Below are 14,745 nucleotides of genomic sequence, written 5' to 3' on the forward strand. Positions count from 1 at the left end.
GGCGGGGTTTGGGGGCGCTGCCCCCTTGCCCCCCGGAGTATTTTTAGCAAGAAAATGGGTTAGAATTCAGCAGCATGGTGGCCTGCCCAATGGCCAGTGGCAAGGCTGGCTGTCAGCAGATAGCCGCCTGTGGGCGCTTCCCAGTCGAGCATTTCACCGGCGGCAAAAACACCGGGCCATTGGCGGAGCATGAGGCGCGTGTCGAAAGCCGCGCAGGGGATGCCGCCTGCGGTTGAAATGGCTTCATCCATCGGGTGCGGGCCTTGCAGGGGAAGTGTCAGGGTTTTAAGGACAGTTGCAAGCGCATCTGGCGCTGTGGGCAGCGGGCGCGCGCATTCCATCACCAGCGCCTGACGCGCGCCCTTGAGCGAGAGCGCGCGGCGCAGACAGTTGGCGGTAGAGAGTTTGCGCGGCTGGCGGGCAAGGCGGGCGGACATTTCGGCCAAGGTGACGTCAGGGAAGAGGTCGAGATGCAGCGCGGCCCCTTCGCGCAGCGCGCGCGAAAGGGCGTAGATGCCGCCCCCTTCGACCCCGCGCCGGGTGATCACGAATTCCGCGCGCAGGCTTTGCGCGCCCGCGCTGAGGCGCGCCCCCTTGATGGGATGGCCGAAGAACGGGGCCATATGGGCCGACCACTTGACCTGAAAGCCCATATTGGCAGGCTGGAACGGAGCGCAGGCGATGCCGCGCGCGCCAAGATGTGCCGCCCATGCGCCATCCGAGCCAAGCCGCGCCCAGCTTGCGCCCCCTAGCGCCAGCACTGTAACCTTGGGGGCGAGCGTGCGCGCACCCTGCGGGGTTGCGAAATCGAACGCGCCCCCTGTCCAGCGCCAGCCGCGGCGCAAGCTGACGCCCTGCCCCTCCAGCCGCGCCAGCCATGCGCGCAACAAGGGCGAGGCTTTCATCGCATGCGGGAAGATGCGCCCGGAGGAGCCGGTGAACAGCTCTTGCCCCAATCCTGTGGCCCAAGCGCCAATCTGATCTGGCCCGAAGGCGCGCAGCATCGGGGCCAGCCAGTCAGCGGCCTCGGCATAGGTGGTGATCTGCGTCTCCAGCGGCGCGGCATTCAACAGGTTCAGCCCGGATTTGCCCGCCATCAGGAATTTGCGCGCGGGCGAGGGTTTACCCTCGCAGATGACCACGCGGCGGCCTGACTGCGCCATGACTTCTGCCGCCATCAGCCCCGCTGGCCCTGCCCCGATAACCAGCGCGTCGATTGCCTCTTTTTCCTGCATGACACCCTTTAACGATTCTTTGAGCGTTGGTTGATATTGTGAAACGCGCCCGAAACCCACATATTTACAGCAGAGCAGTCCAACACCCCCCAAGAGGCCCATGTCCGATCTGATTGTCAGTTCCTACAACATTCACAAAGCTGTCGGAACCGATATGCGGCGTGATCCCGCACGAACGGTGCAGGTGATCGGAGAGATCGGGGCCGATATTGTCGCCTTGCAGGAGGTGGACCGCCGCTTTGGCGACCGCAGGGGGGTGCTGGACCCTGACATGCTGCATGCGGCCACAGGGCTGACACCCGTTGCGCTGACCGACCGGCTGGGCGCGCGGGCGCATGGCTGGCATGGCAATCTGCTGCTGCTGCGCGGCGCAGAGGTGGAAGAGGCGCGCGCCGTCACCCTGCCGGGGCTGGAGCCGCGCGGCGCGATTGTGGCTGATATCCGCATCAACGGCCAGCCTTTGCGGGTGATTGCGGCGCATCTGGGGCTGTTGCACCAGTCGCGGCTGTTGCAGGCGCGGTTTCTGTCCAAGGCGATCGAGGAAGGGGACGGGCGGCCCACGCTGGTGATGGGGGATTTCAATGAATGGCGGCTGGGGGCGGGCTGTTCGCTGATGCCCTTGCGGCGCGAATTGCGCGCGGTCAAACGCTCGGCCCAGACGATTGCCAGTTTTCCTGCACAAATGCCGGTTTTGCCGCTGGACCGGATTATCGGGTGCAGGCGGGCGGAAATTGCCGATCTGCGGGCACATGACAGTATTCTGGCGCGCAAGGCATCGGACCATCTGCCCATTCGTGCGGCGCTGAACTTGCCCCGCGTGCAAAGCGCGGTTATGTGAGCGCAAGTTCCCCAATCGCGCGAGAGGGCCCCATGGCCGAAGCAAAGAAGCTTTTCATCAAGACTTATGGCTGTCAGATGAATGTCTATGACAGCGAGCGGATGGCAGAGGCGCTTGGTGCCTCGGGCTATGTGGCGACGGATCGGGCGGATGATGCGGATATGATCTTGCTGAACACCTGCCATATCCGCGAGAAGGCGGCGGAAAAGGTCTATTCGGAATTGGGCCGGTTCAAGGCGCTGAAAGCCGCCAACCCCGAGTTGAAGATTGGCGTTGCAGGCTGCGTGGCGCAGGCCGAGGGCGAAGAGATCATGCGCCGCCAGCCGCTGGTGGATCTGGTGGTGGGGCCGCAGACCTATCACCGGCTGCCTGCCATGGAAAAGGCGGTGCGCGAAGGCAGGCGCGCGGTTGACACCGAATTCCCCGAAGAAGACAAGTTCGAGCATCTGCCCAAAGGCCCGCGCGCAGGCCGGGGGCCAACAGCGTTTCTGACAGTGCAGGAAGGGTGCGATAAATTCTGCGCCTTTTGTGTGGTGCCCTATACGCGCGGGGCGGAAGTGTCGCGCCCTGTCGCGCGCATCCTGAGCGAGGCGCGCGATCTGGTGTCGCGCGGTGTGCGCGAGATCACACTGCTGGGGCAGAATGTGAATGCCTATCATGGCGCGGGCGAAGATGGGGATTGGGGCCTTGCGCGGCTGATCCGCACCTTGGCGCAGGTCGAGGGGTTGGAGCGTATCCGCTTCACCACATCGCACCCCAATGACATGGAAGATGATCTGATCGCCGCCCACGGGGATGAGCCGAAGCTGATGCCCTATCTGCATCTGCCGGTGCAATCGGGCAGTGACCGGATTCTGAAAGCGATGAACCGCAAGCACACAGCCGAAAGCTATATTCGCCTGATCGCGCGGTTGCGCGCGGCGCGGCCTGATCTGTTGCTCTCGGGCGATTTCATCGTGGGATTCCCCGGCGAGAGTGATCAGGATTTTGAAGATACTTTGGCGCTGGTGCGCGAAGTGGGCTACGGGCAGGCCTATAGTTTCAAATACTCCGCCCGCCCCGGCACCCCTGCAGCAGAGCGTGCGACTGTGCCCGATGAGGTCGCAGCCGAGCGGTTGCAGCGCCTGCAAGCGCTGCTGACCGAACAGCAATATGCCGCGCAGGACGCCATGATCGGGCGCGATGTCTCGGTTCTGTTCGAGAAGACAGGGCGCGAGGCGGGGCAGATGGTGGGCAAGTCCGAATATCTGCACGCGGTGCATGTGACAGACCCGCGCCCGCAGATCGGGCAGATAGCGCGGGTGCGGATTACGGGGCGCACCTCGAACTCTCTGGCGGGTGTGCTGGTGTGACGCAGTGGTTACGCGCGCATCCGGCCCAAGATATAGGGGTGTATCTGTGCAAATTGGCTGAATCTGGCCGGTTTGCCCGCGATATGTGAAAACAATGCTTGCGTGACAAACTGTCCGTTGGCAGCATATCATAAGAGACTCGCGGTCGTTTTTGGCCGCATCATAGGGAGAATTGCTTGGGCATCAGCGCCTTGACCCCCCCGACCCCTGCGACAGGCAGCGTGCCATCGCATCTGGAATTTTCCGACAATCGCCTGCTGGTCGATCTGTGCGGCGAATATGACCGCAACCTGACCCATCTTGAAAGCCATCTGGGTGTGCAGATCATCCGGCGTGGGAACCAGCTGGACATCATCGGCACGGATGAGGCGCGCGCGCAAGTGGTGCGCATTCTTGAAGCGCTGTATGAACGGCTGGAAGAAGGCCGCAGCGTCGAGCCGGGCGATGTGGCCGCGCTGATAAAACTGGGCTCTGCCCCTGAAACCCCTGATGGCCCGGCCGAGCAGTTGGAGATGTTCCGCACGGGGCGTCTGGAAATCCGCACGCGCAAGAAAATCATCGCGCCGCGCACCAAGGCGCAGCAAGACTATACCCGCGCGCTGCTGAAGCATGAGTTGAATTTCGGCATTGGCCCTGCGGGCACCGGCAAGACCTATATTGCAGTGGCTGTCGCGGTGCAGATGTTCTCTGACGGGTTGGTGGATAAAATCCTGCTGTCGCGCCCCGCGGTCGAGGCGGGCGAGCGGTTGGGCTTTCTGCCCGGCGACATGAAGGAAAAGATCGATCCTTACATGCAGCCGCTTTATGACGCGCTGAACGACTTTCTGCCCGGCAAGCAGTTGCAAAAGCTGATGGAAGAACGCCGGATCGAGATTGCGCCGCTGGCCTTCATGCGCGGGCGCACGCTGTCCAATGCCTTTGTTGTGCTGGACGAGGCGCAGAATGCGACCGAGATGCAGATGAAAATGTTTCTGACCCGTCTGGGCGAAGGCTCGCGCATGGCGATCACGGGCGACCGCAGCCAGATCGACCTGCCGCGCGGCGTACATTCGGGCCTGCGCGCGGCAGAACGTATTCTGGAAGGTGTTGACGGGATCGGGTTCAGCTATTTCACCTCGGCCGATGTGGTGCGCCACCCGCTGGTCGCGCGGATCATCCAAGCCTATGAGCGCGACGAAGAACAAGGAGCCTGAACCCCGTGCCGGTTGATGTGGTGATCGAAGACCCGCGCTGGGATGAGGCGATGTTGGAACGCTTGGCCCGCAAGGCGGCAGAGGCCACGCTGCGCCATCTGGGCCTTGCACCAGAGGGGGTGGAAATTGTGCTTCTGGCCTGCGATGACGCGCGCATCGCAGCGCTGAATGCCGATTTCCGCGACAAGCCAACCCCCACCAATGTGCTTAGCTGGCCCGAATGGGACTTGTCCGCCGAAACCGATGGCGACGCGCCCCACCCGCCCGAGGCAGGCAGCCCCGATGACCCAGAGCCATTGGGCAATATTGCGCTGGCCTATGAGACCTGCGCGCGAGAGGCAGTTGAACAGGGCAAAAGTTTCGATAACCATCTGACACATCTGATCGTGCATTCGGTGCTGCATCTGTTGGGCTATGACCATATCCGTGACAAAGATGCCGCGCTGATGGAAGAAACCGAGGTCTTGATACTTGCACTTCTTGGGGTATCGGACCCATATGATGCTGGGGCCGAGATGCCCGTATGATACTGGAAAGGAAAAATGGGCGATACGACGGACGGATCTAGAGCAGCGCAGCGCGCGCTTGAGGATTCCAGAGAGAATGACACGCGCGGCCTGTTTGGCCGCCTGTTTGATGCCTTGACCCCCGATGATGAGGATAACCCCGACCGGGCGCATGCTTTGGGACAGACCTTGCCGGGGCTGGCCAATCTGCAGCGCCTGAAGGTCGAGGATGTCGCCATCCCGAAGGCCGAAATCGTTGCGATAGAGCAAGGCGCGGAATTACCCGATATTGTCGCAGAATTCCGCGAATCCGGCTATTCGCGCATTCCCGTCTATTCCGAAACCCTCGACAAGCCTTTGGGCCTGTTGTTGCTGAAGGATCTGGCGCTGCGCTACGGGTTTAACGGCCACCATGCCATCGATCTGCGCGCCATCCTGCGCCCGATCCTGTATGTCCCCCCGTCCATGCCGCTGTCGGTTCTGCTGCGCAAGATGCAGGCGGAACGGACGCATTTTGCCCTTGTCATCGACGAATATGGCGGGGTTGACGGGCTTGTGACCATCGAAGACCTGCTGGAACAGGTGGTGGGCGAGATCGAAGACGAGCACGACACCGAAGACGAGGCCGACATTGTGCGCGAAAGCGAAGCCAGCCTGCTGGCCAATGCGCGCGCGCCCCTGTCCGCTTTGGAAGAGGAGTTGGGCTTTGCCCTGACGGATGAAGAGCAGGAAGAGGAAATCGACACGCTGGGCGGTCTGGTCTTTCTGCTGTCGGGGCGTGTGCCCGTGCGCGGAGAAGTGATTGCGCACCCCTCGGGGCTGGAATTCGAGGTGATCGATGCCGAACCCCGCCGGATCAAGCGGTTGCGCGTGCATTTGCCCGAATCCTTGCGTGACGCTGCGGAATGATGCCTGCTGACCGCCCGCTAGACCGATGACTGCCCCACCCCGCTGGCACAGCACTGCGCAGCTTGCGCTTGCCTATGGCGGGCTGGGCCTGCTTGCAGCCGCAGGACAGGCCCCATTGGGCTGGTGGTGGCTGACCATCGCCGCCCTGGCGGGCGTGTTCGCCATGCTGCCCCTGTCGGCCACGCCGCGCGCCTTTGGCGGGCGCATGTGGCTGGCGGGTACGGGGTATTTCGGTGCCGCCCTGTTCTGGATCATCGAGCCGTTTTTCGTCGAACCTGAAATTCACGGATGGATGGCCCCTTTCGCCTTGGTGCTGATGGCAGGCGGAATGGCACTGTTCTGGGGCTTGGCCGGTGTGCTGGCGGCACGGCTTGCGCAGGGGCGCTGGCGCCTTGCGGTGCTGGCCGTGCTGATCGTGCTATCAGAGATGCTGCGCGGCTGGGTCTTTACGGGCTTTCCATGGGCCATGCTGGGCCACGCGCTGATCGGCACACCCGTGATGCAGCTTGCCGCTGTGACAGGGGCAAGCGGGTTAAGCCTGCTGCTGGTGCTGGCGGCAGTGTTGCCCGTTCTGGGGCGCGACTGGCCGCTGCGCGCCACAGGCGCGGCACTGTCGGTTGCGCTGTTTGCAGCCATTTGGGGCTGGGGCAGTGCCCGGACCGAACTGCCGCCCACGCGCGATACGATCATACGCCTTGCACAGCCCAATGCCCCCCAATCCGAGAAATGGCACGAAGAGAACATGTTTCTCTACTTCAACCGCCTGCTGGACCAGACGGCCAGCCCCACAACGCCTGCACCAAAGCTGATCTTATGGCCCGAAACCTCGGTCCCGTTCTTGCTGGAATATGCAGGCGAAGGGTTGGATATGATCGCGGATGCAGCAGCCCTGCACGGGCCGGAGGCGCGCGTGGGCTTTGGCGTGCAACGTGTCGAGGGCGGGCGCTATTTCAACAGCCTTGCGATTCTGAACACCGATGCAGATGTCACCCATATTTATGACAAGCACCATCTTGTACCCTTTGGCGAATATATCCCCTTTGGGGAGTGGCTGATGGGCACGCCTGTTGGCGGGCTGGCAGGCCGCGCGCTGCTGGGCTACAGCCCCGGCCCCGGCCCACAAGTGCTGGATCTGGGGCCACTGGGGCAGGCGCTGCCGCTGATCTGCTACGAGTCGATCTTTCCCCGCCATCTGCGCACGGAAGCACGCCCTGACTGGGTGCTGCAAGTGACGAATGATGCGTGGTTCGGCGAAGTGACCGGCCCGTTCCAGCATCTGGCGCAAGCGCGTCTGCGGGCAGTGGAACAGGGCTTGCCCGTCTTGCGCGTGGCCAATACCGGAGTGTCCGCCTTCATTGATGCACGCGGCGGGGTGGTCGCAGAATTGGGGCTGGGCCAGACAGGGTATCTGGATGGCGCGATTCCGGGGGCCTTGCCCCCCACCTTTTACGCCCGCCACGGCGACTGGCCGATGGTGCTGCTTCTGGTGCTATTCTCGGGCGGGGCTGTGCTGGCGGGCAAGATGCGGCGCACACAGTAACGCGCGCCTTTACCCGTCGCAGATATTCAGCAGGCTGACCCATTGCCCGTCATTCAGCAATGCTGTTTGCGGCGGCTCTCCGGCCATAGGATCGCCTGCCCGCAGCGCGGGCGCGATCTGTTCCAGCGCAGGGTCCAGCATGAAAGGATTGTCAACCAGCGGGCGGGTCGAGAGTTCCGCGCGCTCGAACCGTTCAAGAACACTGGCCGCATCCGGCACGGCCAGCGGCGCGCGCAACAAAGCCTGCGCATAGCCTGATGTGGCAGATGCTGGCAAATCCGCCGATGTCAGCAGCCGGAAGGTCGCCACCACCCCTGCATGGCGCAACAAGGGGTGCAACGGGTCGTCATCGGCGTTGCGCTGCGCGGCAAGCAGCACGGCACCGGCCAAAGCCTCGGGGCTTTCGGCTTCGTCCAGCAAGCGCGCATCCAGAAGGAACAGCCGCCCCATGACATGCTGCACGCGCGGTTGGTCCACGGGCAGCCCCCGCATCACGACAATCTGCACCGGCGACTGGAACAGCCTGCGTTGCAGGCTGGCAATCGCGGGGTCACCATAGGGGCTTTGGCACACCCGCGCGCCTGACAACACAAGATCATGGCGCAGCCGGTCTGCCAACTCGACCCGTTTTGCCATCGGCACCACAGAGGCCGTGTGCGTGACAAGCGCGGGCGGCACAATCAGCGCCGCCGCCAGCACCACTGCAAGGCTAAGCGCACCAAGCACGGGCTTGCGCAGGCGCGCAAACAGGCTGCGCGGCGGGCTGAGGGCGGCTTGCACCACTTTCAGCGCGTCGATCAGCCAGTCATCATCCAGCTCCAGAACCTCGCCCCCGTCCCCCTCGGGGCTATAAAGTGCAGGGCGCTTGCCGGGGTTCAGCCGGACCACAGCAGGCAATGACCAATGACTTAACACAATCATGCTGCGGCTGTCAGAGATGACAAGTGTCGCTTCACCGAAACTGACCACGACTTCGCGCCTCTGGTCAGCACCAGAGGCGGCCCATAACCCCGGACCTTCGAGTCTGCGATATTGGTCGAGCGCGGTCATCCCGCTTGCCTGCTCTTGTTGTTTCGCATGAACTTACACCAAGGTGACTCGCTAGGCCAGTGTTCAGATATCACGCACCTGCCCGCGCAACTCGAATTTCTGGATTTTCCCGGTCGATGTCTTGGGCAAATCCATGAAAACCACGCGTTTGGGGGTCTTGAACCCTGCCAGCTTTGCGCGACAAAAGGCAATCAACTCTGCCTCTGTCACGTCAATCCCGTCTTTCACTTCGACACAGGCACATGGCACCTCGCCCCATTTCTCGTCCGGTTTGGCCACCACAGCCGCCAGCCGCACAGCGGGGTGTTTCATCAACACGCCTTCCACCTCGACCGAGGAGACATTCTCGCCGCCAGAGATGATGATGTCCTTGGCGCGGTCGGCAATCTTGATATAGCCATCCGCGTGCTGGAACGCGATATCGCCGGAATGGAACCAGCCCCCGCGAAACGCGTCTCGCGTGGCTTCGGGGTTCTTGTAATAGCCCTTCATCACACCATTGCCGCGATGCATGATCTCGCCCAGCGCAGCACCGTCGCGTGGCACCTGTTGCATGGTTTCAGGGTCCATGACGGTGATCCCATCCATAAAGGGCATGGCAACACCTGTGCGGGCCTTCACCTCGGCGCGATCATCGCCGCGCAAGCCCTCGAACCCGTCATGCCACAGGCATTCGGTGGCGGGGCCATAAGTTTCGGTCAAACCGTAAACCTGTGTGACATTGAAGCCCAAGGGTTCTATCGCGGCCAGAGTGGCGGCGGGCGGGGGCGCGCCTGCGGTAAACACCTCGACCACATGATCGAAAGGCAACCGATCAGAGTCGGGCGCGTTGATGATCGTCTGCAACACGATGGGCGCGCCGCCAAAATGCGTGGCCCCTTCAAGGCTGATGGCCTTGTAGATGCCCTTTGCCGTGATGTCGCGCAGGCAGATAACGGTGCCACCCAGCGCGGGGATCATCCAAGGGTGGCACCATGCGTTGCAATGGAACATGGGCACAATGGTCAGATAACGCGGGAACAGAACCATCCGCCACGATATCGGCTGCGACAGGGTAGAGAGATACGCACCGCGATGGTGATAGACCACACCCTTGGGCCGCCCCGTTGTGCCCGATGTGTAATTCAGCGCCAGACTTTCCCATTCATCCTGCGGCATCACCCATTCAAAATCCGGATCACCAGACGCAAGAAACGCCTCATATTCGGTATGATCGCCCGAAGGGGTGAACCCTGCCTCGTGATCCGCAACCTCGATCAGCAAGGGCGGGGTGGGCAGCGTGGCGCAGGCCGCGCGCGCAAGGTCCAGAAACTCGGCATCGGCCAGCAAGACCTTCGCCCCGCCATGGTCCAGAATATAGGCGACCGTGTCCACATCCAGCCGTGTGTTGATCGCATTCAGCACTGCCCCGCAGGCAGGCACGCCAAAATGCGCCTCGGCATGGGGGGCGATATTGGGCAGCAGCGTGGCCACGACATTGCCGGGCTTCACACCTGCCCGTGCCAGCGCGCTGGCCAGCCGCGACACGCGGGCGGCATATTCGGCATAACTGCGCCGTGTGCCGCCATCGACAAGCGCCTCTCGCGCTGCAAACAGATCGGCGGCGCGGCGCAAATGTGACAGCGGAGTCAAAGCCACATGGTTTGCGGCGGTTTTCTCCAGTCCTGTTTCAGTCTCCAGCCACCCCATGCACGCCCCCCCAAGCTATTTGCGTTAACCAGCCCCATCACGCGACGTATTGCGCAGACCACAGATCATGGCCCCGCCCATAAAATTGCATGTCACGCAAAAGTCCAGAAGTTTGCGTGTTTTGGCCCATTGTCGCCTGCATACCTTGCCCGACACCTGCAAAGACCAGCGCGCGGATGACATAATCTTACCTTATTGTGGACCCAATTTGGTCGCGTGTGGTGGGTTATATAAAAAGTAACCATTGTCATCTATTCATTGCACTGTGAATTCACCTTTGCCTGAAATGAAGGAAAGCGCATGTCCCTGTTGTCCTCCTCCATGGATATTTTGTCCGCGCGTTTGAATACATTTAGAAACGTTCCCACGCAGCAGGCGGGGCAGCCCAAACCTGCGCTGCCAACAAGCGGGTCCATCCTGCGCGAAGTGGGCTTGCTGTCTGGCACAATGGTCGCCACCGATACCGGCTGGTGCCCGATTGAACGCGTGCTCGCGCAAGATCGGGTGCTGACATTTGACAACGGCATCCAGCCTGTGGTGCAAAACCGCTCTCTGGTTATCCGGCGCACACAGATTCCTGCGCAAAAAGCGTTCCAAATGTTCATCCCGCGCGGGGTTCTGGGCAATCAGGCAGATATGAACATTCTGCCCATGCAAGAAGTTGTTTTTGAATCCGATCTGGCCGAAAAAATGTTTGGCAATGCGTTCGTTCTGACCCCCAGCATTTTGCTGGACGGGTATAACGGCATCACAAAACACCCCATCCTGACAGATATTTCGCTGCATATGCTGACCTTCAAGGCCGAACAGATTGTGCAGGCAGACGGGGATGTTCTGTTGCTGGCCCAAAGCGAAGGGTGCTTTTCCCCTTTCGCGGAAACTGTTGTGTCGGACCAGAACCTGTATCCGCGCCTGACCCATGCACAATTGCTGAAACTGATCGAGGCGGAAAAAAGCCGCTAAGGCCGCCCGCGCGACGACAGTGCGCCGCGCGGAAAACCTGAGCGCTTTAAGCCGCTTCAGCGGCGTGTTTTGAATAAAAACCCCGCCCTGTATCCGCCATCTGCCGCAGCATGGCCGGTGTCGTGAATCGCGGGCCAAAGCGTGCCGCCAGATCGTCACTGACAGAGGCTGCGAATTCAGCGCCCAGCATGTCCAGCCAGCTGAATGGCCCGCCCGACCACGGCGCAAAGCCCCAGCCCAGAATCGCGCCCACATCGCCTTCGCGGATATCGGTCAGAACACCCTGTTCCAGTGCGCGCACGGCTTCCAGCGCCTGTGCGAACATCAAACGATGCTGAACTGTCACCAGATCGGGCTGATCCTCTGCTTGGGGAAACTGCGATGACAGCCCTTCCCATAGCCCCTGACGTTTGCCCTTGTCGTCATAGCTGTAAAACCCGGCCTTGGCCTTGCGCCCCAAGCGCCCCTGCCCGACCATCCAGAACACCACCTCATCGACATCGCCATCGGGGTAATCGTCGCCCATCGCGGCGCGTGTCGCGCGCGCAATCTTGGCCCCCAGATCAAGCGAGGTTTCATCGACCAGTTGCAACGGCCCCAGCGGCATGCCCATCAGCCGCGCCGCATTCTCGACCAGCGCAGGCGCCACCCCTTCGCGCACCATCCGCATCCCCTCATTCAGATACGGGATAATGCAGCGATTGGCATAGAAAAACCGCGCGTCATTCACCACAATCGGCGTCTTGCGAATCTGGCGGACGAAATCCAGCGCCTTGGCAACGGCCCGCGCGCCTGTCTTGCGCCCTTTGATGATCTCAACCAGCAGCATCTTGTCCACAGGGCTGAAGAAATGGATGCCAATATAGTTTTCAGGCCGGTTTGACGCCTTGGCCAGTTCGGTAATCGGCAGGGTTGATGTGTTGGTGGCAAAAATCGCCTCTGCGCCCAACACGGCCTCGGCCTGTGCGGTGACATCGGCTTTCACCTTGGGGTCTTCAAACACAGCCTCGACCACCAGATCACAGTCGCGCAACGCGGCGTAATCGGTTGTCGGCGTAATCCGCCCCAAGACTTCGGCTTTCTTTTCTTCGCTGAGTTTGCCCCGCTTCATGCCCTTGTCGAGAATCCCTTCGGCATGGGCCTTGCCCTTCTCGGCAGAGGCAAGTTCTGCATCTATCAACACCACCTCAATGCCTGCATTGGCCGCGACATAGGCAATGCCCGCGCCCATCATGCCTGCGCCAAGCACGCCCAGCTTGCGCACTGTTTCATCTGCCACATCGGGACGGTTCGCGCCCTTTTCCAAGGCTTGCTTGTTAATGAACAGCGACCGGATCATGGCGCTGGATGTGGGGTTCATCAGCACATGCACAAACCAGCGCGCCTCGATCCTCAGCGCGGTGTCAAACGGCACCAAGGCCCCTTCATAGACCGCCGACAAAAGCGCCTTGGCCGCCGGATAGGCCCCTTGCGTCTTGCCGTTCACCATGGCCGATGCGCCCACAAAGGTCATGAAGCCTGCAGGGTGATAGGGCGCGCCGCCGGGCATTTTATAGCCCTTCGCATCCCACGGTTTAACCAGATCGGCATCTGTTGCGCCCAGCACCCACGCTTTCGCACGGGCCAGCAGGTCGTCAGCTGCAACAACCTCGTCAATGATCCCGGCCGATTTGGCCTTTTTCGGGTCGGACAGTTTGCCCTCCAGCAAGAAGGGGGCCGCACCCATCGCGCCCAGCTTGCGCGCAAGCCGCGTGGTGCCGCCTGCACCGGGGAATATGCCGACCAGAATCTCTGGCAGGCCAATCTTGGCCTTGGGGTTATCCGCCGCGATGATCCGGTGACAGGCCAACGGAATTTCCAGCCCGATCCCCAGCGCGGTGCCGGGCAGCGCTGCAACAATCGGCTTGCCCCCTTTCAGGGTCTTTGGGTCCATGCCCGCGCGTTCAATCTTGCGCAGGGTGTGGTGCATCGACATGATCCCCTCGAACAGGCCCTTTTCCGGCTGGTCGCCCGCCATTTCCTTCATGCGGGCTATGACATTCAAATCCATGCCACCTGCGAAATCGGCCTTGCCAGAGGTGATGATAACCCCTTTGACAGCATCATCGCCCAGCGCCGTTTCAATATGGGCATCCAGTTCGCGCAGCCCCTCCATCGACAGCACATTCATCGATTTGTTCGGAATGTCCCAAGTGATCGTCGCCACACCGTCTGCGTCTGTGGAATAATGAAAATCGCTCATATGTCCTGCTCCCTTTTACACGCGCTCGATGAGGGTTGCGGCCCCCATGCCGGATGCGACACACAGTGTCGCCAGCCCCGTGCCCTTGCCCGTGCGCTCCAACTCGTCCAGCAGCGTGCCGATGATCATGGCACCTGTCGCACCCAGCGGATGGCCCATTGCAATGGCTCCACCATTCACATTCACGCGGTCATCGCTGACATTGAACGCCTGCATGAAGCGCAAGACAACTGCGGCAAAAGCCTCATTCACCTCGAACAGGTCAATGTCGGAAATCTGCATGCCTGCCTCGCGCAGGATCTTCTCTGTCACAGGCACAGGGCCGGTCAGCATGATCGTGGGGTCGGTGCCGATCTTGGCGGTGGCACGAATGCGCGCCCTTGGTTTTAAACCATATTTTTCGCCAAACTCTTTACTGCCGATCAGCATGCCTGCTGCGCCATCAACAATGCCGGAAGAATTGCCCGCATGGTGGATATGTTCGATTTGTGCAAGATGCGGGTATTTCATCAGCGCGACTTTATCGAAGCCCGGCATCACCTCGCCCATATCCTTGAAGGCGGGTTTCAGCGCGCCAAGGCTTTGCATGTCAGTGCCGGGGCGCAGGTATTCGTCACGGTCCAGAATCGTCAACCCGTTGATATCGGTGACCGGCACGACCGAGTTCACAAAGCGCCCCTCGTCCCAAGCACGCGCCGCGCGGCGCTGGCTTTCAACGGCCAGTGCATCGGCCATCTCGCGGGTAAAGCCATATTCGGTTGCAATAATATCGGCGGCAATCCCTTGGGGCACAAAATGCCCTTCCATCGCAACGGATGGGTCAACCGCCACCGCCGCCCCGTCAGACCCCATGGCCACGCGGCTCATCATCTCGACCCCGCCTGCGACATAGGCCGCGCCAGAGCCGCCACGCACCTGATTGGCGGCGATATTCACCGCCTCCATGCCCGAGGCGCAAAAGCGGTTGATCGCAAGACCGGGCACCTGTTCGTCAAAGTCAGAGGCCATAACCGCCGTGCGCGCAAGGCATCCGCCCTGCTCGCCCACTTGGGTGACATTGCCCCAGATCACATCCTCAATCGCGCGCGTGTCCAGATCGTTGCGTGCTTTCAGTGCGTTCAGCATCAGCGCGGACAGGCGCACAGATGTCACTTCATGCAGGCTGCCATCGGCCCTGCCCTTGCCACGCGGTGTGCGAATGGCGTCGAATATATAAGCGTCTTGCATT

At 61.5% G+C, this 14,745-nt stretch carries 12 protein-coding genes; 7 read left to right on the plus strand and 5 right to left on the minus strand.

Annotation, left to right across the window (positions count from 1 at the left end):
* Window positions 1–59: 59 nt before the first annotated feature.
* A complete protein-coding gene (locus tag BG455_RS13620; RefSeq protein WP_245735555.1) occupies window positions 60–1,235 on the minus strand; it encodes a TIGR03862 family flavoprotein in 1,176 nt (391 codons plus the stop codon).
* 100 nt (window positions 1,236–1,335) lie between these two features.
* Between BG455_RS13620 and BG455_RS13625 the strand changes: the two genes are divergently transcribed.
* The 6 genes from BG455_RS13625 (at window position 1,336) to lnt (ending at window position 7,573) form a co-directional block, all read left to right on the plus strand.
* A complete protein-coding gene (locus BG455_RS13625) occupies window positions 1,336–2,073 on the plus strand; it encodes an endonuclease/exonuclease/phosphatase family protein (RefSeq protein WP_071470521.1) in 738 nt (245 codons plus the stop codon).
* Between the two features lie 32 nt (window positions 2,074–2,105).
* Window positions 2,106–3,425, plus strand: coding sequence for a tRNA (N6-isopentenyl adenosine(37)-C2)-methylthiotransferase MiaB (gene miaB / locus BG455_RS13630; RefSeq protein WP_071470522.1), 1,320 nt, complete (start codon window positions 2,106–2,108; stop codon window positions 3,423–3,425).
* A 176-nt stretch (window positions 3,426–3,601) separates the two neighbouring features.
* Window positions 3,602–4,618, plus strand: coding sequence for a PhoH family protein (locus BG455_RS13635; RefSeq protein WP_071470523.1), 1,017 nt, complete (start codon window positions 3,602–3,604; stop codon window positions 4,616–4,618).
* A gap of 5 nt (window positions 4,619–4,623) precedes the next feature.
* Window positions 4,624–5,145: an rRNA maturation RNase YbeY gene (ybeY, locus tag BG455_RS13640; RefSeq protein ID WP_111361121.1), complete on the plus strand. Its 522-nt coding sequence runs from the start codon at window positions 4,624–4,626 to the stop codon at window positions 5,143–5,145.
* A gap of 15 nt (window positions 5,146–5,160) precedes the next feature.
* Window positions 5,161–6,033, plus strand: coding sequence for a transporter associated domain-containing protein (locus tag BG455_RS13645; RefSeq protein ID WP_071470524.1), 873 nt, complete (start codon window positions 5,161–5,163; stop codon window positions 6,031–6,033).
* 25 nt (window positions 6,034–6,058) lie between these two features.
* Window positions 6,059–7,573: an apolipoprotein N-acyltransferase gene (lnt, locus tag BG455_RS13650; protein WP_071470525.1), complete on the plus strand. Its 1,515-nt coding sequence runs from the start codon at window positions 6,059–6,061 to the stop codon at window positions 7,571–7,573.
* Window positions 7,574–7,582: 9 nt separating this feature from the next.
* On the opposite strand, the gene BG455_RS13655 is transcribed toward lnt, so the two are convergent.
* Window positions 7,583–8,623 carry a hypothetical protein gene (locus BG455_RS13655; RefSeq protein WP_071470526.1) on the minus strand — a complete coding sequence of 347 codons (1,041 nt, stop codon included), beginning with the start codon at window positions 8,621–8,623 and terminating at the stop codon, window positions 7,583–7,585.
* A 63-nt stretch (window positions 8,624–8,686) separates the two neighbouring features.
* Window positions 8,687–10,312, minus strand: coding sequence for an AMP-binding protein (locus tag BG455_RS13660; protein ID WP_071470527.1), 1,626 nt, complete (start codon window positions 10,310–10,312; stop codon window positions 8,687–8,689).
* A 300-nt stretch (window positions 10,313–10,612) separates the two neighbouring features.
* On the opposite strand from BG455_RS13660, the gene BG455_RS13665 reads away from it, so the two are divergent.
* Window positions 10,613–11,275, plus strand: a complete 663-nt coding sequence (locus BG455_RS13665; RefSeq protein WP_084386414.1) for a Hint domain-containing protein — start codon at window positions 10,613–10,615, stop codon at window positions 11,273–11,275.
* A gap of 46 nt (window positions 11,276–11,321) precedes the next feature.
* On the opposite strand, the gene BG455_RS13670 is transcribed toward BG455_RS13665, so the two are convergent.
* Both BG455_RS13670 and BG455_RS13675 read right to left on the minus strand, forming a co-directional pair.
* The gene (locus BG455_RS13670) at window positions 11,322–13,517 is read right to left on the minus strand and encodes a 3-hydroxyacyl-CoA dehydrogenase NAD-binding domain-containing protein (RefSeq protein WP_071470529.1); all 2,196 of its coding nucleotides are present in this window, start codon (window positions 13,515–13,517) and stop codon (window positions 11,322–11,324) included.
* Between the two features lie 15 nt (window positions 13,518–13,532).
* On the minus strand, window positions 13,533–14,744 hold the full coding sequence (locus BG455_RS13675) for an acetyl-CoA C-acetyltransferase (RefSeq protein WP_071470530.1): 1,212 nt from the start codon (window positions 14,742–14,744) through the stop codon (window positions 13,533–13,535).
* Between the last annotated feature and the right edge of the window lies 1 nt (window position 14,745).

Origin of the sequence: Roseinatronobacter thiooxidans (genome assembly GCF_001870675.1) — a bacterium.
Lineage (GTDB): Bacteria > Pseudomonadota > Alphaproteobacteria > Rhodobacterales > Rhodobacteraceae > Roseinatronobacter > Roseinatronobacter thiooxidans.